The sequence below is a fragment of the Pseudomonas sp. Irchel 3A5 genome (assembly GCF_900187575.1).
Lineage (GTDB): Bacteria > Pseudomonadota > Gammaproteobacteria > Pseudomonadales > Pseudomonadaceae > Aquipseudomonas > Aquipseudomonas folii.
Window position 1 is genome coordinate 255,647 of sequence record NZ_FYDU01000001.1, and the last position, 18,324, is coordinate 273,970.

General features: G+C 58.2%; 15 protein-coding genes. 8 read left to right on the forward strand and 7 right to left on the reverse strand.

Features of this window, described 5'->3' with window-relative positions; all coding sequences use genetic code 11:
• Positions 1–55: 55 nt before the first annotated feature.
• The 4 genes from pilP to CKW31_RS00990 are packed head-to-tail and all read right to left on the reverse strand — an operon-like array spanning position 56 to position 2,830.
• Positions 56–583, reverse strand: coding sequence for a type 4a pilus biogenesis lipoprotein PilP (gene pilP, locus CKW31_RS00975; protein WP_095092487.1), 528 nt, complete (start codon positions 581–583; stop codon positions 56–58).
• Complete coding sequence (gene pilO / locus CKW31_RS00980) at positions 580–1,203, reverse strand: type 4a pilus biogenesis protein PilO (RefSeq protein ID WP_095092488.1); 624 nt, start codon at positions 1,201–1,203, stop codon at positions 580–582. The genes pilP and pilO overlap by 4 nt, the downstream gene beginning before the upstream one ends.
• On the reverse strand, positions 1,200–1,766 hold the full coding sequence (locus CKW31_RS00985) for a PilN domain-containing protein (protein ID WP_095092489.1): 567 nt from the start codon (positions 1,764–1,766) through the stop codon (positions 1,200–1,202). Before CKW31_RS00985 ends, pilO begins: the two co-directional genes overlap by 4 nt.
• On the reverse strand, positions 1,766–2,830 hold the full coding sequence (locus tag CKW31_RS00990) for a pilus assembly protein PilM (RefSeq protein WP_095092490.1): 1,065 nt from the start codon (positions 2,828–2,830) through the stop codon (positions 1,766–1,768). The genes CKW31_RS00985 and CKW31_RS00990 overlap by 1 nt, the downstream gene beginning before the upstream one ends.
• 211 nt (positions 2,831–3,041) lie before the next feature.
• Here CKW31_RS00990 and CKW31_RS00995 point away from each other — a divergent pair, with 211 nt between their 5' ends.
• Positions 3,042–5,498, forward strand: a complete 2,457-nt coding sequence (locus CKW31_RS00995; protein WP_371856671.1) for a penicillin-binding protein 1A — start codon at positions 3,042–3,044, stop codon at positions 5,496–5,498.
• Between the two features lie 154 nt (positions 5,499–5,652).
• Here CKW31_RS00995 and CKW31_RS01000 read toward each other — a convergent pair whose 3' ends face one another.
• The 3 genes from CKW31_RS01000 to rpmE all read right to left on the reverse strand — a co-directional run bounded on the left by CKW31_RS01000 (position 5,653) and on the right by rpmE (position 8,273).
• On the reverse strand, positions 5,653–6,921 hold the full coding sequence (locus CKW31_RS01000) for a malic enzyme-like NAD(P)-binding protein (RefSeq protein ID WP_027901987.1): 1,269 nt from the start codon (positions 6,919–6,921) through the stop codon (positions 5,653–5,655).
• Between the two features lie 291 nt (positions 6,922–7,212).
• Positions 7,213–8,037, reverse strand: a complete 825-nt coding sequence (locus CKW31_RS01005) for a thermonuclease family protein (protein ID WP_256582455.1) — start codon at positions 8,035–8,037, stop codon at positions 7,213–7,215.
• A 2-nt stretch (positions 8,038–8,039) separates the two neighbouring features.
• Positions 8,040–8,273, reverse strand: a complete 234-nt coding sequence (gene rpmE / locus CKW31_RS01010; protein WP_020293533.1) for a 50S ribosomal protein L31 — start codon at positions 8,271–8,273, stop codon at positions 8,040–8,042.
• A 166-nt stretch (positions 8,274–8,439) separates the two neighbouring features.
• Here rpmE and CKW31_RS01015 point away from each other — a divergent pair, with 166 nt between their 5' ends.
• The 7 genes from CKW31_RS01015 to phaC all read left to right on the forward strand — a co-directional run bounded on the left by CKW31_RS01015 (position 8,440) and on the right by phaC (position 18,072).
• On the forward strand, positions 8,440–10,659 hold the full coding sequence (locus CKW31_RS01015) for a primosomal protein N' (RefSeq protein ID WP_095092492.1): 2,220 nt from the start codon (positions 8,440–8,442) through the stop codon (positions 10,657–10,659).
• A 295-nt stretch (positions 10,660–10,954) separates the two neighbouring features.
• A complete protein-coding gene (gene argS, locus CKW31_RS01020) occupies positions 10,955–12,691 on the forward strand; it encodes an arginine--tRNA ligase (protein WP_095092493.1) in 1,737 nt (578 codons plus the stop codon).
• Position 12,692: 1 nt separating this feature from the next.
• Positions 12,693–13,373, forward strand: coding sequence for an SPOR domain-containing protein (locus CKW31_RS01025; RefSeq protein WP_095092494.1), 681 nt, complete (start codon positions 12,693–12,695; stop codon positions 13,371–13,373).
• Between the two features lie 222 nt (positions 13,374–13,595).
• Complete coding sequence (gene hslV / locus CKW31_RS01030) at positions 13,596–14,126, forward strand: ATP-dependent protease subunit HslV (protein ID WP_027901992.1); 531 nt, start codon at positions 13,596–13,598, stop codon at positions 14,124–14,126.
• A gap of 68 nt (positions 14,127–14,194) precedes the next feature.
• Positions 14,195–15,532: an HslU--HslV peptidase ATPase subunit gene (gene hslU, locus CKW31_RS01035; protein WP_027901993.1), complete on the forward strand. Its 1,338-nt coding sequence runs from the start codon at positions 14,195–14,197 to the stop codon at positions 15,530–15,532.
• A gap of 136 nt (positions 15,533–15,668) precedes the next feature.
• Positions 15,669–16,046 (forward strand): gamma-butyrobetaine hydroxylase-like domain-containing protein, encoded by a 378-nt coding sequence (locus CKW31_RS01040; protein ID WP_087274399.1) that lies wholly within the window; start codon positions 15,669–15,671, stop codon positions 16,044–16,046.
• Between the two features lie 346 nt (positions 16,047–16,392).
• Positions 16,393–18,072: a class II poly(R)-hydroxyalkanoic acid synthase gene (gene phaC / locus CKW31_RS01045; protein WP_095092495.1), complete on the forward strand. Its 1,680-nt coding sequence runs from the start codon at positions 16,393–16,395 to the stop codon at positions 18,070–18,072.
• Positions 18,073–18,324 lie beyond the last annotated feature (252 nt).

Sequence of the window (18,324 nt, forward strand, 5' to 3'; positions counted from 1 at the left end):
ATCATTTTCCGTCCTGCGAACCCGAGAGTGCTTTGCATGCTTGGCTGTGCTCGTTTCATGAGCGTTCTTTCAGGGAAATGCTGCGCGGCCTTTCCAGCCATGCCCCCTCTCCGTCAGGAACTATTTCTACGACATCAACGCGAGATTCATCGACCGAGACAATCCGGCCGTTATTGCGGCCCAGATAATCACCGACTTTCACCCGGTATACGCCACCCGCCCCCTTGAGCAGGGCAAACGTCCCGGTTTCATTCCCCATGGTGCCAACCATCTCGAACGTCTCGATATTGAACCCTTCCAGAAACTGCCTTGGCCGGGTTTCATCCGGGGCCACGAGCCTTGAACCTTTAAGGCGGTTGACCATATCGACTTTGATCGGCGGCTGAAACGGGCTGCGCAGATTCGCAGCGTTATACGTGAAAGCCTCATAAGGACGAAACCTTGGCAGAGGCTCAATAGTGCCCGTCGGTCGGGCACGCGCCTCATCCATAAAGCTGGTCAGGTCGGCGAACGACGAATCCTCGTTGCACCCGGCCAGACTGATCAACGCCACACTGGCGCACAACAATCGCGCCAGCCTCATTTATTCAGTCCTTCGTCGTTGTAGCGATAGGTCTTGGCGAGAATATTCATTCGCAACCTGGCGGGATTTGACGCTTCCACAGGTTTGATCTCGAAGTCATGCAGGGTGACGATCCGCGGCAGGCTGGCGACACCACTGACGAAGGTCGCCAGATCGTGATACCCGCCCACAACGGTGATCTGTATCGGCAACTCGATGTAAAACTGCTGAGCAGCTTCCGGCAGCAACTTGATCTCTTCGAACTCCAGTCCGCTGCCCAACCCTGTGCGCGTGATGTCCTCCAGCAAACCAGGCACTTCGGTATCGCTGGGCAACTGCCGCAACAATGCGCCGAAGGTGTTTTCCATCTCGGTCATCTGCACCTTGTAGGGCTGCAGGTTAGCGGCCTGAAATGCCTTGTTGGTGAACTGCTCCTTGAGCGTGATTTCATTGGCGCGCGCGCCATCCAGCTGACTCTCGAGATCCTGGATATAGAAGAAGTAACCCAAGGCCAGCACTAACACCATCAACAGGATGCCGCTCACGAACTTGACGGCAGCAGGCCATGAGCCAAGGTTGTTGATGTCCAGATCGCCCAGGTCAATCCGGCGCAGACTTTCCAGCGACTCGGAAAGGTTCATGGCTTGACTCCATCAATGGCCGGTTGCGTCTGACGCACTGTTAACTGAAACACGTTGGCCTGATCCAGCGCGCCAGCGGTCGTGGCCTTGACCTCAGTCAGACTCGGCGCTTCAAACCAGTCAGAAGCGTCGAGATTACGCATCAAGTCCGACACGCGATTGTTCGATTCTGCCGCGCCGGTGATGCTCACCAGGTTGTCGACCATCTTCACGTTCGAGAAATACACGCCGTCCGGCAGGGTGCGCGCCATCTGGTCAAAGACCCGGCCGATGATCGGCCGATTGCCTTGCAGGTCCTGGATGATTTTCATCCGTTCCAGCAACTGCTTGCGACGAGCTCGCAGATCACTGATCTCTTTAATACGTTCATCGAGCTGCACGATTTCGTTCTGGATGAATGCATTGCGCGCTGCCTGATGAGTGATCGCACTGCTCAAATATTGATCAACCATGAACAATACGCCGACCGAAGCCACAAAGACGCCAGCCAGGGCCATGAGAAATCGTTTCTTGCGCTCTTCGCGAAGCTGTTCACGCCAGGGGAGAAGGTTGATCCGTGCCATCAGTCAAAGCTCCTCAGGGCCAGACCGCACGCGATCATCAAAGCAGGAGCATCGCTGGCCAGGGCGCCAGCATTGACCTTGGCGCTCAAGGCCATGTCTGCAAACGGGTTGGCGACCAGCGTGGGAGTGCCGACGCGCTGCTGGATCAAGTTGTCCAGACCGGAAACCGATGCGGTACCACCGGCCAGCATGATGTAGTCCACGGCGTTGTATTGTCCTGCGGCGAAGAAGAATTGCAGCGACCGGGCAACTTGCTGCACCACGGCGTCCTTGAATGGCTGCAGCACTTCGATCAAGTAATCATCGGGCAGACCGCCCTGCTTCTTGGCGAGGCCGGCCTCTTCCATGGAAAGGCCATAGCGACGGCGAATTTCCTCAGTCAGCTGCCGCCCGCCGAATAACTGCTCACGGGTATAAATAATGCGCCCGTTGTGCAGCACGCTCAGGGTCGTCATGGTCGCGCCGATATCGACGATGGCAACGGTCAGTTTGTCGTGACCGCTACCCAACTGCGTCGACAACAGGCCATAGGCACGCTCGAGTGCGTAGGCTTCTACATCGACGACCCGCGCACTGAGCCCCGCGAGCGCCAGAGCGGCTTCGCGTACTTCAACGTTTTCTTTGCGACAGGCAGCAAGCAGGACTTCGACTCGCTCGGGATTACGCACTGAATAGCCCTGAACCTCGAAATCGATCGCGACTTCTTCCAGCGGATAGGGAATGTACTGGTCGGCCTCGATTTTCAGCTGGTTTTCCATGTCGTCATCCGACAGGCCAGCGTCCATCTCGATGGTTTTGGTAATGACGGCGGAACCGGCCACGGCAACCGCCACAGATTTGACGCTTGTACGCGCTTTGGCCAACACGCGCGTCAGTGCATTTCCGACGCCTTCGAGCTCGGCAATGTTCTTTTCGACCACAGCGTTCGCCGGGAGCGGCTCCACCGCGTAGGACTCGACTTTGTAGCGTGTGCCGGAACGACTCAATTCAAGGAGTTTCACCGATGTAGAGCTAATATCGATCCCTAGAAGGGTGTTGGCCTTCTTACCGAAGAGTTCGAACACAACCTGTTCCCTATGAGTTTCCGTCACTTACGGATTATTTGTTGTCCAACGCCGCTGTCAGCAATCCTGACAGTAGCGCAAATAACGCTAGGAGACGAAAAATGCTTATAATGCCCAGCGCTTTTTTCGTATAACCAAGCTTCAAGGCGTGTCTATTTGTTAGTGCCTGCGCTTAACTCATTCTTTTTATTCTGGAAATCAAAAAGCCTTGATACGCCTGCTGAAGTTTTTCTGGTGGTCTCTCGTCGCCGTATTCTGTGCGCTGTTGCTCGGCCTCAGCGGTGCCTTTCTTTATCTGAGCCCGAACCTGCCGTCTGTCGAAGCCTTGCGCAGCATCCAGCTGCAAATCCCGCTGCGCGTCTACAGCAGCGACGGCAAGTTGATTGCGGAGTTTGGCGAGATGCGCCGTACCCCGATCCGCTTTGCCGAAATCCCGCCGAATTTCATCAACGCATTGCTCTCGGCCGAAGATGACAATTTCGCCAACCACTACGGCGTCGACCCTGGCAGCCTGATGCGTGCGGCGTCACAACTGGTCAAAAGCGGCCACATCCAGTCGGGCGGCAGCACCATCACCATGCAGGTGGCAAAGAACTATTTTCTGACGAGTGAGCGCAGTTTTTCGCGTAAAACCACCGAGATCCTTCTTGCACTGCAAATTGAGCGCCAACTGACCAAAGATGAAATTCTCGAGCTGTACGTCAACAAGATCTATCTGGGTAACCGGGCCTACGGAATCGAAGCCGCGGCGCAAGTCTATTACGGCAAATCGATTCGCGACGTAAGCCTTGCACAAATGGCCATGATCGCCGGCCTGCCGAAAGCCCCTTCGCGTTTCAACCCGCTGGCCAACCCGACACGCGCCAAAGAACGTCGCGACTGGATTCTGGGCCGCATGTACAAGCTGGGCAAGATCGACCAAAGCGCCTATCAGGCCGCGCTCAGCGAACCACTCAACGCCAGCTATCACGTGCCTACACCTGAAGTTAACGCACCTTATATTGCAGAAATGGCACGGGCCGAAATGGTCGGCCGTTATGGCAGCGATGCCTATACAGAAGGCTTCCGTGTCACCACCACAGTACCGAGCGACCTTCAGGAACACGCCAACACCGCGGTTCAGGAAGGCCTGATCGAATACGACCAGCGCCACGGCTACCGCGGTCCTGAAAGCCGCTTCCCGGGCATGACCCGCGAAGGCTGGGCGCAAGAGCTGACCAAACAACGCACCATCAGCGGCCTTGAGCCTGCAATCGTCACCCAGGTCGACAAGACCGGCGTTCGCGTCCTGACCCGTAATGGTGAAAAGGAAGAGACTGTTGATTGGGCCAGCATGAAATGGGCGCGTCCTTATCTGAACACCAACAGCCTGGGCGCAAATCCCAAGGGGCCTGCTGATGTCGCGCATGTCGGCGACCTGGTTCGCCTGCAGCGTCAGGAAAATGGCTCTCTCAAGTTCAGCCAGATTCCAGCCGCGCAAAGTGCACTGGTATCCCTCGACCCGCAAAATGGCGCAATTCGTGCGCTGGTCGGTGGTTTCGCTTTCGAGCAGAGCAACTACAACCGGGCCCTGCAAGCCAAGCGTCAACCGGGTTCCAGCTTCAAGCCGTTCCTGTACAGCGCAGCGCTGGACAACGGCTACACCGCATCGAGCCTGGTGAACGATGCGCCGATCGTGTTTGTTGATGAGTATCTGGACAAGGTCTGGCGTCCGAAGAACGACACCAATACGTTCCTTGGTCCGATCCGCTTGCGTGAAGCACTGTACAAATCGCGCAATCTGGTTTCGATTCGTCTGCTGCAACAATTGGGCATCGATACGTCAATCGACTACATCACACGCTTTGGCTTCAACAAGAGCGATCTGCCGCGCAACCTGTCGCTTGCACTGGGCACTGCAACCCTGACACCGATGGAAATCGTCACCGGCTGGTCGGCGTTCGCCAACGGTGGCTACAAGATCAACTCGTACCTGATCCAGAACATCGAGAGCCGCGATGGCGTGACCTTGTTTGAGGCCAACCCGCCAAGCGTTCCAGCGGTCGACCATCAGCCAGCGCCACATGCCAACACGGTAGCGGTGCCCAATGGGCCTGCGCTCATCACCTCATCCAATGAAGGGCCAGCACAGCCTGCTGCGCCGGTAGATCCTCAAGCACCCGCCATTGCACCGCGCATTGTGGACGGCCGCACTACGTACATTCTCAACAGCATGCTGCAGGATGTGATCAAACGCGGCACCGGCCGCCGGGCCCTGGCGATGAACCGTCCGGATATCGCGGGCAAGACCGGTACGACCAACGAATCCAAGGATGCGTGGTTCACCGGTTACAACGCCGATTACGTGACTACGGTCTGGACGGGTTTCGACCAACCCGAAAGCCTGGGCCGTCATGAATTTGGCGGTACCGTTGCCCTGCCGATCTGGATGAACTACATGAGCGCTGCGCTCAAGGACAAACCGCCGCATCAGCAGGCCGAGCCGGATGGCATCCTGAGCCTGCGGGTTGATCCGATCAGCGGCAGGGCCGCGACACCGAGCACGCCTAACGCGTTCTTCGAGCTGTTCAAAAGCGAAGACACACCGCCAAGCGTCAACGAACTGGGCGGTCAGGCACCGGGCAGTCCGTTGCCAGCGGACGAGTCAGCACCGATCGATTTGTTCTAGGCAAGCAGCTACAGGCTTCAAGCCGCGAGTTACAAGAAAAAAGCAGTGGAGAACCGGAATGCTGCGTTGTTTTCGCTTGCAGCTTGTAGCTTGAAACTTCCCCATAAAAAAACCCGGCTAATGGCCGGGTTTTTTTATGGGTCTGCTAACAACGTTAGCCGTTAAAAACGTCATCTACGCTGGTCAGCGGGTAGTGCTTTGGATACGGCAGGGTTGCAACGCCGCTTTCGATGGCTGCCTTGGCAACGGCATCAGCGATCAGGCCCAGCAGGCGGGTGTCCATTGGTTTCGGGATGATGTACTCACGACCGAATTCCAGTTTGATGCCGCCGTAGGCGTCGCAGACTTCCTGAGGCACTGGCAGTTTTGCCAGTTCGCGCAGGGCGTTGGCCGCGGCGATCTTCATTTCTTCGTTGATGCGCTTGGCGCGAACGTCCAGGGCACCGCGGAAGATGAACGGGAAACCCAGTACGTTGTTGACCTGGTTCGGGTAGTCGGAACGACCGGTCGCCATGATCACGTCGCTGCGAGTAGCGTGAGCCAGCTCTGGGGAGATTTCCGGATCAGGGTTCGAGCAGGCGAACACGATCGGATCCTTGGCCATGGACTTCAGGCCTTCAGCGCTCAGCAGGTTCGGGCCGGACAGACCAACGAACACGTCTGCGCCATCAAGAGCGTCAGCCAGCGTGCGTTTTTCAGTCGCGTGAGCGAACACCGCTTTGTACTGGTTCAGATCGGTACGGCCGGAGTGGATAACGCCGGAACGGTCGATCATGAAGATGTTTTCGATCTTCGCGCCCATGCTCACCAGCAACTTCATGCAGGAGATGGCCGCAGCGCCAGCGCCCAGGCAGACGATCTTGGCGTCAGCCAGGTTCTTGCCGACGATTTCCAGCGCGTTGATCATGCCGGCCGCAGTCACAATCGCGGTGCCGTGCTGGTCATCGTGGAAAACCGGGATGTCGCATTGCTCGATCAGCGCTTTCTCGATCTCAAAGCACTCAGGTGCCTTGATGTCTTCGAGGTTGATACCGCCGAAGGTGATGGAGATGCGTTTTACGGTATCGATGAAAGCCTGTGGGCTTTCCGAATCCACTTCGATATCGAATACGTCGATACCGGCGAAACGCTTGAACAGAACGCCCTTGCCTTCCATCACTGGCTTGGATGCCAGTGGGCCCAGATCACCCAGGCCGAGGATCGCGGTGCCATCGGAAATAACTGCTACCAGGTTGCCTTTGCCGGTGTATTTGTAGGCCAGCTCAGGGTCACGGGCGATTTCACGCACAGGCTCGGCAACGCCAGGGCTATAAGCCAGGGCCAGGTCGCGAGCAGTAGCGGTGGGCTTGGTGAGTTCTACGCTCAGTTTCCCCGGACGAGGATTGGCGTGATATTCAAGCGCGGCAGTTTTCAAATCAGACATGTGGGCATTCCGCTTTTTTTACTGTGGGAAGACGGACCGCCGAGGATACGCAAGATGCAAAGTCCTAACAAGACTGGCCAGTCACTACTGTCAATAGGCGGGGAGTTAGACTTTACGCTTAGAGCGGAGGAGTTGCATCAGGGGAAAGAGTTTGTAGGAGCTGCCGAAGGCTGCGATCGCGGTGTCCCAGGATAAACGCTTCGCAGCCTTCGGCAGCTCCTACAGAAAATGTATTCCAATCCATTAGTTTGCGTGTTGTTTGATGGAAGCGCGCCCCTACAGATCGGTGTGTCAGAGGGTCGATGTATCAAGCATCGCCGGATGGGTAATGGGCATCATCCACCGTGCCTGCCCCTCCTTGAGGCCACCCCGTCGGGAGCGATCAACGACCCAGCCACGCGCCTCGATGCGCTGCCCTTTCATGCGACTCAGCTGCTTTACATCGAACTGGCTGACCAGATCAGGTGCGATACGCAGCACCAGCGAGCCCTGTAGCTCAATCCAGACGCCACCCCCGTTGCGCTGCATACCTGTGACTTGGCCGGAGACCAGCGCAAAACCGCCCTTATCGATCTGACCCGCCGATTGCACCGGCGAATTACGCCACAGGCCGAGGCCAGCCTTACGCGCAGTAAGCTCAGCCGCTTGCTGACAATCTACCAGCGCTACGTTAGGCGACACCGCAACCAGATAACCCAGGCCTTCGCTCAGCAACTGCGCTTCGAGATTGGCACCGTCACGGCCGTAGACATTGGCCAGCACACGCCCGTAACGATCCTTGGCTTGCTCACCAATGCGCAGGCTGATCTGACCATCGCTTTCAGCGACCAGTGCCTGCAAGCGCCGCTTTGCCGCATCGGCAAAAGGTTCGGCAGACTGACCTTTCTTACCGGTCTCCGGAGTGTTCACACCGACCAGCCGCACATTGCGGCCATCGCCGAGGCGCAGGGTATCGCCATCGACCACACGCTCGACCTGAACAACCGGGAGCGAAGATGGCGCAGGGCAAAGAGCCTGAGCCGCAGGCAGCCAAATTGCGGCCACAAAAAAGGCGCCCACAAGGGACGCCTTTTTAAGCAGCCTGGAGAAACCCGTTGGATTTTCCAGATCGGCCAACCTTACTCTGCAGCAGCAGGAGCTTTGGTAGCACCGAACGCACCGAAGCGCGACTTGAACTTGTCAACACGGCCGCCAACGTCAAGAGTCTTCTGCTTGCCGGTGTAGAACGGGTGGCACTCGTTGCAAACGTCCAGGCTCAGAGGCTTGGCGAGAGTCGAACGGGTCTTGATGACATTGCCGCAGCTGCAAGTAGCGTCAATGGCTTCGTAAACTGGATGGATATCAGCTTTCATCGGTACTTCCTCGGGCTAGCGTGCCGCCATCCAACACTATTGTCGAATACCGCACGTAAATAGGCCGCGAATATTACCAGACAATCCAGATCACGCAAGCGGGGCTTTACGCCGGTCGTCTGCTAAGATCGCGCATCCGTCACATACCGTAACAGGGAAACCCCGCGTGCCCGACGCCATTCTGCGCCTTGCCCTGCCTTCGCCACTGCGGCGCCTGTTCGACTACCGGGCGCCCGCCGGGGTGCTGCGCAGCGCCTTGCAGCCGGGCATGCGCTTGCGTGTGCCATTCGGCCGTCGGGAGATGATCGGCATCCTGATCGAGATCGCCGATCACAGCGAAGTACCCGCAGACAAACTCAAGCCCGCCATCGCCCTGCTCGATGAACAGGCGCCCCTGCCGCCCGAGCTGTTCAAACTGTGCCTGTGGACCTCTCAGTATTATCAGCACAGTCTCGGCGATACCTTGAGCTGGGCGCTGCCCGTACTGCTGCGCCAGGGCGAACCGGCCGAATCGCGCCAGGAACGCTTCTGGCAGGTTGCGCCGAATGCCAGCGTCGATGACCCGCGCATCGCCCGGGCACCCAAGCAGCGTGAAGCACTGACCACGCTCGCCCAGCATCCACACGGTGTTGCGCATCAGTTGCTGAGCAAGCTGATGCTGAATAAAGAAAGCCTCAATTTGCTGCTGGCTAAAGAGTTGGTGCAGGTTGAAGTGCGCAGCCATGCCCCTTCAGCGCGTCATGAGCATTGGCTGGCCCAGCCAGAACTGCCACTCAATACTGAGCAACGCGCCGCCTGCGAGGCGATTCGCGCCGGGTTCGGCAGCTTTCACGCGTTTCTGCTGGCGGGCGTTACCGGCAGCGGCAAAACCGAAGTCTATTTGCAGTTGATCCGCGAAACGCTGGAAGCCGGTAAACAGGCGCTGGTGCTGATCCCGGAAATCAACCTCGGGCCGCAAACTCTGGCGCGCTTCGAGCAGCGCTTCAATGCACGCATCGCCTTGCTGCATTCGGCGGTCAATGATCGCGATCGGCTGGATGCCTGGCTGGCAGCGCGGGATGGCGAGGCCGACATTATTATTGGCACCCGTTCGGCGCTGTTCACGCCGATGAAAAACCCCGGCCTGATCATCATCGACGAAGAGCACGACGGCTCCTATAAACAGCAGGAAGGCCTGCGTTATCACGCCCGGGATCTGGCTTTAGTGCGCGCGCGCCAGGAAAACATCCCCATTGTGCTCGGCTCGGCCACGCCTTCGCTGGAAAGCCTGCACAACGCCTACACCGGCCGTTACGGCCTGTTGCGCCTTAACCAGCGGGCGGGCGGTGCGCAACAACCGAAATTCATGCGTCTGGACGTCAAAAGTCGTCCATTGGACAGCGGTATCTCCGGACCGATGCAACAAGCCATCGGCCAGACCCTCGCAGCGGGTCAGCAAGTACTGGTGTTTCTGAACCGACGTGGCTTTGCGCCGACGCTGCTCTGCCACGATTGCGGCTGGCTGTCGGGCTGCCCGCGGTGTGATGCGCGGATGACCGTGCATCAGCGCTCCGGCGAACTGCGCTGTCACCACTGCGGCCACGTAGAACGCGTACCGCGCCAGTGCCCGTCCTGCGGCAAGGTGGATTTGCGTCCGGTTGGCGCAGGCACCGAGCGCGCCGAAGAGCGTCTGGCCATTCTGTTTCCGGATTACCCCGTATTGCGGGTTGATCGCGACAGCACCTCGCGCAAAGATGCGATGAATCAACTGTTCGCAACTATCCAGCGCGGCCAGCCGTGCATTCTGGTGGGCACGCAGATGCTCGCCAAAGGGCACCATTTCCCGCGTGTAACGCTGGTGTCGATTCTGGATGCCGACGGCGGCCTGTTTTCCGGAGACTTCCGCGCCAGCGAGCGCATGGCGCAGTTGATCGTACAGGTGGCCGGGCGGGCCGGACGAGCTGAAGAGCCAGGCCGGGTGATTATCCAGACGCATCTGGCGGATCACCCGCTGCTGATTCAGCTCACCGAACAAGGTTACTTCGCCTTCGCCGAGCAAGCCCTCAGCGAACGTCGCGCGGCGGGCTTGCCGCCTTTTGCGCATCTGGCACTGTTACGGGCCGAAGCGCATAAACCGGGTCAGGCCGAAGGGTTCCTTGATGAAGCCTGCTCGGTTGCCGAGCAACTGTTGAACGACATGAATCTGGGCGGCATCGAACTGCTCGGCCCGGTCCCGGCCCCGATGGAGCGCCGCGCCGGTCGGTATCGAGCCCAATTGTTGCTGCAATCCAGCGCCCGAGCGCCACTGCATCGGCTGCTTGCTTCCTGGCTGCTGGCTCTGGAACAGATGCCGAGTGGCAGGCAGGTCAGGTGGTCGCTGGATGTGGATCCGGTGGATTTGTATTGAAGCGACACTGCGAACAACGCTCTGTGGCGAACTCCATGTCTACCAGCAAGCTTGCTCCCAGCCTCTTGACCTTGTAGGACTGGCTTTAGCCGGGAGGGCAGTATTTCTGGCCAAGGAGATTTGTCGAATGTTCCAATGCTCTCCCGGCTAAAGCCGGTCCTACGGAATTGCGTAGGAGGTAATTTACAACCGCACATCCAACGCGGTTGGCAAGGTGGCTCCGGCAACGGATAATGCCCAGTTTTTCCACCCGCGCATCCAGGCGCTGCCGCGCTTGCGGTCGAAAGAGAGCACCATGAAAGACACCATTCGCCAGCTGATCCAACAAGCCCTGAGCCAACTCGTCACCGAGGGCGTCTTGCCAGAAGGCCTGTCGCCAGCGATTCAGGTGGAGAATGCCAAGGACAAGACCCACGGCGACTTCGCCAGCAATATCGCCATGATGCTGGCCAAGCCAGCCGGCATGAAGCCCCGTGATCTGGCTGAAAAACTGATCGCTGCACTGCCTGCCGACGAGCAGATCAGCAAGGTGGAAATCGCCGGTCCGGGCTTCCTGAATTTCTTCCAGAACACTCAGGCTTTGGCCGCGCGTCTTGATGCCGCCCTCGCCGATGCTCAACTGTCCGTCCGCAAAAACGGCCCTGCACAGCGCACGGTAGTCGACCTGTCGGCTCCGAACCTGGCCAAGGAAATGCACGTTGGCCACTTGCGCTCGACCATCATCGGCGACGGCGTTGCCAGCGTTCTGGAGTTTCTGGGCGACACGGTCATCCGCCAGAACCACGTGGGCGACTGGGGTACGCAATTCGGCATGCTGTTGGCTTACCTGCAAGAGCAGCCAGCCACCAGCGACGAGTTGTCGGACCTGGAAGACTTCTACCGTGCTGCGAAAAAACGTTTTGACGAATCCGAAGAGTTCGCCGACCGCGCCCGTGGGCTGGTGGTAAAACTGCAGGCCGGTGACGCTGAATGCCTGAGCCTGTGGACAAAATTCAAAGACATCTCGTTGTCGCACTGCCAGAAAGTCTACGACCTGCTGAACGTCAAACTGACCCCGGCAGACGTGATGGGCGAGAGTGCTTACAACGACGATCTGGCTAACGTAGTTGCCGATCTGAAAGCCACCGGCCTGCTGGTTGAGAGCAACGGCGCACAGTGCGTATTCCTCGAAGAATTCCGCACCGCAGACGACACCCCGCTGCCGGTCATCGTGCAGAAGGCCGGTGGCGGCTATCTGTACGCAACCACCGACCTGGCGGCTATGCGCTACCGGAGCAAGGTACTCAAAGCTGATCGTGTGCTGTATTTCGTCGACCAGCGTCAGGCGTTGCACTTCCAGCAAGTCTTCGAAGTCGCGCGCCGCGCCGGTTTCGTTCACGAAGGCATGCAACTGGAACACATGGGCTTCGGCACCATGAACGGCGCCGATGGCCGTCCGTTCAAGACCCGCGATGGCGGCACGGTCAAGCTGATTGACCTGCTCGAAGAAGCCAAGGAGCGCGCCTACACCCTGGTGAAGGAAAAGAATCCGGAGCTGCCTGAAGACGAACTGCGCACCATCGCCCAGGCGGTGGGTATCAGTGCGGTGAAATACGCCGACCTGTCCAAGCATCGGGCCAGCGATTACAGCTTCAACTTCGACCAGATGCTCAGCTTCGAAGGCAATACCGCGCCTTATCTGCTGTATGCGTACACACGGGTTGCGGGTGTGTTCCGTAAACTTGGTACGCCGTTTGATGCCAGCAAGGGCCAGATCGTCCTTGAGGCGCCACAGGAGCAGGAGCTGGCTGCACGCCTGGCGCAGTTTGGGGAAATCCTCAACAACGTCTCCGAAAAGGGCACGCCTCACGTTCTGTGCGCTTACCTCTACGACCTCGCGGGGTTGTTCTCCAGCTTCTACGAGAACTGCCCTATCCTGGCTGCCGATAATGCCGAACAACAGCAGAGCCGTTTGCGCCTTGCTGCATTGACTGGCCGCACCCTCAAGCAAGGCCTGCAACTGTTGGGTCTGGAAACACTGGAGCGTATGTAAGTTGGCTGCCGCGAAAAAGAAACCTGCTCCCAAGCGCGGCGCCAGCCGTTATCAGGCACCCGCGAAGAAGCCGATTCCTGGATGGCTGTGGCTGGCGATCGGCCTCAGCGTCGGTGCATTTGTCGTCTTCCTGATGAAGCTCGAACCCGGTGGCGATGACATCAAGCGGGTCCGGGCGGATGCCAAGGCGGCGAAAATCGCCGAAGCGAACAAGACGCCGCCGAGCCCGACAGCACCGGTGAAGCCCAAGTACGACTTCTACACGCTGCTGCCGGAATCGGAAGTCATCGTGCCTAACGAGGCCGTGCCTGAGAAAACTCCACCACCTGTGGTTGCGCCGGTCACGCCTGAACAGGCAGCGAAGATTGATACCGCACGCGCACAAGCGGCACTTAGCGGCCTGACGCCGCCACCGGCCCCGCCCGTGGTCAAACCGGCTGCAGTGACGCAGTTCTTCCTGCAAGCGGGCTCGTTCCGCAAAAAAGAAGACGCCGACAAGGTGCGTGCGCAGATCATTCTGCTCGGCCAGACCGCCGCTGTTGAATCCGGCACCGTCAAAGAGGAAACCTGGTACCGCGTACTGGTCGGCCCGTTCAGCAACCGTGAGCAACTGACCGTTGCCCAGAAGCAACTGGCGGGCGGTGGTTTTAGTAACTTGCTGTTGCAGCAACGTAGTAAATAATTACCCAATTGGTAGGAGCGCGCTTGCCCGCGATCGGCTGCGAAGCAGTCGTAGAAATAGTGAGGCCCACTATTGTTTGAAGGTCCTTCGGCCCTTATCGCGGGCAAGCGCGCTCCTACCGGCAATGCCCAACCACTCATCCCCCGTGGTTGAAATCCCCTTCCACACCCCCATATGAGTTTTCACCAGGGCATTTTCGCCCCGCTGTGTGGAGACTCTCCCTTGACCACCATCGTTTCAGTTCGCCGCCACGGCAAAGTCGTCATGGCTGGCGACGGCCAGGTTTCTCTGGGCAACACCGTCATGAAAGGCAACGCCAAGAAAGTGCGTCGCCTGTATCACGGCGAAGTGATTGCCGGTTTCGCTGGCGCTACGGCCGACGCGTTCACTCTTTTCGAACGTTTTGAAGGGCAACTTGAAAAGCACCAAGGTCATCTGGTGCGTGCCGCCGTTGAACTCGCCAAAGACTGGCGGACCGACCGCTCCCTGAGCCGTCTGGAGGCCATGCTGGCCGTCGCCAATAAAGATGCTTCGTTGATCATCACCGGCAACGGCGACGTCGTTGAACCCGAAGATGGTCTGATCGCCATGGGTTCCGGCGGTGCTTTCGCCCAGGCTGCTGCCCGCGCCCTGCTGCAAAAAACCGACCTGTCGGCGCGTGAAATTGCCGAAACCGCATTGCATATCGCTGGCGATATCTGCGTGTTCACCAACCACAACATCACCATTGAGGAGCAGGACCTCGCTGAATAAGCCTCAATATGGCCGCTGCAATCGGCGGCCATATCGACCTTGAATCAGCTGGAGGACCGCCAAATACCATGTCAATGACTCCCCGTGAAATTGTCCATGAACTGAACCGCCATATCATCGGCCAGGACGATGCCAAGCGCGCTGTAGCCATCGCCCTGCGTAACCGCTGGCGCCGGATGCAACTGCCGGAAGAACTGCGCGTTGAAGTCACGCCCAAGAACATCCTGATGATCGGCCCGACCGGTGTCGGTAAAACCGAGATCGCCCGTCGTCTGGCCAAGCTGGCTAACGCGCCGTTCATCAAGGTCGAAGCGACCAAGTTCACCGAAGTCGGCTATGTCGGCCGCGACGTTGAGTCGATCATTCGCGATCTGGCTGACGCGGCGATCAAGCTGCTGCGCGAACAGGAAATCATCAAGGTTCGCCATCGCGCCGAAGACGCGGCTGAAGACCGTATCCTCGACGCCCTGCTGCCTCCTGCCCGTACGGGTTTTCAGGAAGAAGCCGCGCCGAGCAACGATTCCAACACCCGTCAGCTGTTCCGCAAACGTCTGCGTGAAGGTCAGCTGGACGACAAGGAAATCGAGATCGAAATCAACGAAGCCGTTGGCGTCGATATTTCCGCGCCACCTGGCATGGAAGAAATGACCAACCAGCTGCAGAGCCTGTTTGCCAACATGGGCAAGGGCAAGAAAAAGAGCCGCAAGCTCAAGGTCAAGGAAGCGTTCAAGCTGGTGCGCGAAGAAGAAGCCGGCCGCCTCGTCAACGAGGAAGAACTCAAGGCCAAAGCGCTGGAAGCCGTTGAGCAACACGGCATCGTGTTCATTGACGAAATCGACAAGGTCGCCAAGCGCGGCAATGTGGGCGGTGCCGATGTATCCCGCGAAGGCGTACAGCGCGACCTGCTGCCGCTGATCGAAGGCTGCACGGTCAACACCAAGCTGGGCATGGTCAAGACTGACCACATCCTGTTCATTGCGTCCGGCGCTTTCCACTTGAGCAAGCCGAGCGATCTGGTGCCTGAACTGCAAGGCCGTCTGCCGATCCGCGTTGAACTCAAGGCACTGTCACCGCAGGACTTCGAGCGTATTCTCAGCGAACCCCATGCGTCCCTGACCGAGCAATACTGCGCACTGCTGAAGACCGAAGGCTTGAACATCGCGTTCGAAGCCGACGGCATCAAGCGTCTCGCCGAGATTGCCTGGCAGGTCAACGAGAAGACCGAAAACATTGGTGCGCGTCGCTTGCACACCTTGCTTGAGCGTCTGCTTGAGGAAGTGTCGTTCAGCGCCGGTGATCTGGCGACGGATCCGGATGCAGCGCCGATCCGCATCGATGCAGAATACGTGAACAGTCATCTTGGCGAACTGGCCAAGGATGAGGATCTGTCGCGGTATATCCTTTAACTGAAATGCAGTTACTGTAGGAGCTCACGAGCACCGCGAGGCAGCGATGGCGGTGTGTCAGATAGACCGCTATCGCTGCCTCGGGGTGCTCGTGAGCTCCTACAGATACGTTGTATTTCCCACAGGGATTGTACCCATGCCCAAACTCCCAACCGCCATCCAGCTCCACAAAGCCTCGAAAACCCTGACCCTCAAGTACGGGCCGAACGAGGAATATCACCTGCCTGCAGAATTCCTCCGGGTGCACTCGCCGTCTGCGGAGGTTCAGGGCCACGGCAAGCCGATCCTGCAATTTGGCAAGCTGGGGGTTGGCCTGACCAAAGTTGAACCGGCGGGCCAATACGCACTGAAATTGACCTTCGACGATGGTCATGACAGCGGATTGTTCACCTGGGAATACCTCTACGAACTGGCGCAACGTCAGGACGATTTGTGGAACGACTATTTGCTTGAGCTGAAAAACGCAGGCAAATCCCGCGACCCTTCCGAGCAAGTCATTCGGCTGATGCTCTAACCCTCGGCCTAGAGCCGCCCGGCGTTTTAGGACGCGCTTTCTAATTCCTTTTGCTTGAATGTGCCGCGCAGCGGCCAATGAATGGTGCTGCTTGCGATTTTTTGCAATCTCGCGTAACCAATGGTTTTGGCAAGTTCCCTGCATCCTCGAATGCAGTCGAAAGGTTTGCAAAGAAGTCGTCGCCAGGCGCGCGATTATTCACGCGTCCACGCGACGGCCACCTCTTAAGGGATAAGGGACAAGCGGTTTAGCCATCATCGGTCACCCGAGCAGTAGTACCGGCAATCGCCTGTGTCACTGATTCACAGGGAAGCGGTACTCACATCAGGACAATGGAGCGTCGTGAATGAGTAGCAGAAACAACGATGACCTGCAGCAACAAGCCTCGGAACACACACTGGGTTTGAACCCGGTCGTGGGTCTGCGACGCAAGGACTTGCTGACCACTGCCCGCATGGTCCTGCGTCAGGCCCTGAAACAACCCTTTCACAGTGCAAAGCACGTCGCCAGTCTGGGCGTTGAGCTCAAAAACGTGCTGCTGGGCAAATCAGCGCTCCAGCCAGCCCCGGAAGACAGACGCTTCAACGATCCAGCCTGGAGTCAGAACCCGGTTTACCGTCGCTATCTGCAGTCCTACCTCGCGTGGCGCAAGGAGCTGCATGACTGGATCGGCGACAGCAATCTCTCTCCCCAGGAAATCAGTCGTGGGCACTTCGTCATCAACCTGATGACCGAAGCCATGTCACCCACCAACACCGCCGCCAATCCGGCCGCGATCAAGCGTTTCTTCGAGACCGGCGGCAAAAGCATTCTCGACGGCCTGTCTCATCTCGCCAAGGACTTGGTGCATAACGGCGGCATGCCCAGCCAGGTCAACATGGACGCCTTCGAAGTCGGCAAGAGTCTGGGCACCAGCGAAGGCTCGGTGGTGTTTCGCAACGACGTGCTGGAGCTGATTCAGTACAAGCCCATCACCGAGCAAGTGCATGAACGGCCGCTGCTGGTGGTGCCGCCGCAAATCAACAAATTCTACGTATTCGACCTGAGCCCGGAAAAAAGCCTGGCGCGTTTCTGCCTGCGCAGTAACGTGCAGACGTTCATTATCAGTTGGCGTAACCCGACCAAGGCGCAGCGTGAATGGGGCCTGTCGACTTACATTGACGCGCTCAAGGAAGCAGTCGATGTGGTCACGGCCATCACCGGCAGCAAAGACATCAACATGCTCGGTGCCTGCTCCGGCGGCATCACTTGCACCGCGTTGCTGGGACATTACGCGGCGCTGGGCGATCAGAAGGTCAACGCCCTGACCTTGCTGGTCAGCGTCCTCGATACGACTCTGGACACCGACGTCGCGTTGTTCGTCGACGAGCAGACTCTGGAATCGGCCAAACGCCATTCCTACCAGGCAGGCGTGCTGGAGGGCAGCGACATGGCGAAAGTATTCGCCTGGATGCGCCCCAACGATCTGATCTGGAATTACTGGGTCAACAATTACCTGCTGGGTAACGAACCCCCGGTGTTCGACATCCTGTTCTGGAACAACGACACCACTCGCCTGCCCGCCGCCTTCCATGGCGACCTGATTGAGATGTTCAAGAATAATCCGCTGATCCGCCCCAATGCCCTTGAAGTGTGCGGTACGCCTATCGATCTGAAGCAGGTCACCAGCGATGTGTTTTGCCTGGCTGGGACCAACGATCACATCACGCCGTGGGGCTCCTGTTACAAATCCGCACGACTGTTCGGCGGAAAGACTGAATTTGTTCTGTCCAGCAGCGGCCATATCCAGAGCATTCTCAACCCGCCCGGCAACCCCAAGGCACGCTACATGACCAACAGCGAGATGCCGGTTGATCCAAAGGCCTGGCAGGAAAACGGCACCAAGCACACCGACTCCTGGTGGCTGCACTGGCAGAACTGGCTGAGTGAGAGATCTGGAAAGATGAAGAAGTCTCCTGCGAGCCTGGGCAACAAGACCTTTGCGCCCGCAGAAGCATCGCCAGGGACTTATGTGCATGAACGCTAAGGTTTGATGCGACGGGTGGAGTCAGGAATGGTTGCCGATGGCCGTTACAAAGATTGGAGACATATCGCTATCTTTAGACGGACATTGGACCTGTGGGAGCGGTGCTTGCCCGCGATAATGCTGGGACGCGGTTCATTTTAGATCGCGTCGCTCTTATCGCGGGCGAGCACCGCTCCCACAGGGATCTCATTCCAATTCAACACTTTGATAACAGCAGGCCAAAGCGCAGGACGGCTTTCCCAGCGGTTTAAC

What these genes read in the sequence shown, in the direction of transcription:
- pilO (WP_095092488.1), bottom strand. Translation starts at nt 1,203, where the DNA reads ATGAACCTTTCCGAGTCGCTGGAAAGTCTGCGCCGGATTGACCTGGGC.
- argS (WP_095092493.1), top strand. Translation starts at nt 10,955, where the DNA reads ATGAAAGACACCATTCGCCAGCTGATCCAACAAGCCCTGAGCCAACTC.
- CKW31_RS01040 (WP_087274399.1), top strand. Translation starts at nt 15,669, where the DNA reads ATGCCCAAACTCCCAACCGCCATCCAGCTCCACAAAGCCTCGAAAACC.
- phaC (WP_095092495.1), top strand. Translation starts at nt 16,393, where the DNA reads ATGAGTAGCAGAAACAACGATGACCTGCAGCAACAAGCCTCGGAACAC.
- rpmE (WP_020293533.1), bottom strand. Translation starts at nt 8,273, where the DNA reads ATGAAAGCTGATATCCATCCAGTTTACGAAGCCATTGACGCTACTTGC.
- pilP (WP_095092487.1), bottom strand. Translation starts at nt 583, where the DNA reads ATGAGGCTGGCGCGATTGTTGTGCGCCAGTGTGGCGTTGATCAGTCTG.
- hslU (WP_027901993.1), top strand. Translation starts at nt 14,195, where the DNA reads ATGTCAATGACTCCCCGTGAAATTGTCCATGAACTGAACCGCCATATC.
- CKW31_RS00985 (WP_095092489.1), bottom strand. Translation starts at nt 1,766, where the DNA reads ATGGCACGGATCAACCTTCTCCCCTGGCGTGAACAGCTTCGCGAAGAG.
- CKW31_RS01000 (WP_027901987.1), bottom strand. Translation starts at nt 6,921, where the DNA reads ATGTCTGATTTGAAAACTGCCGCGCTTGAATATCACGCCAATCCTCGT.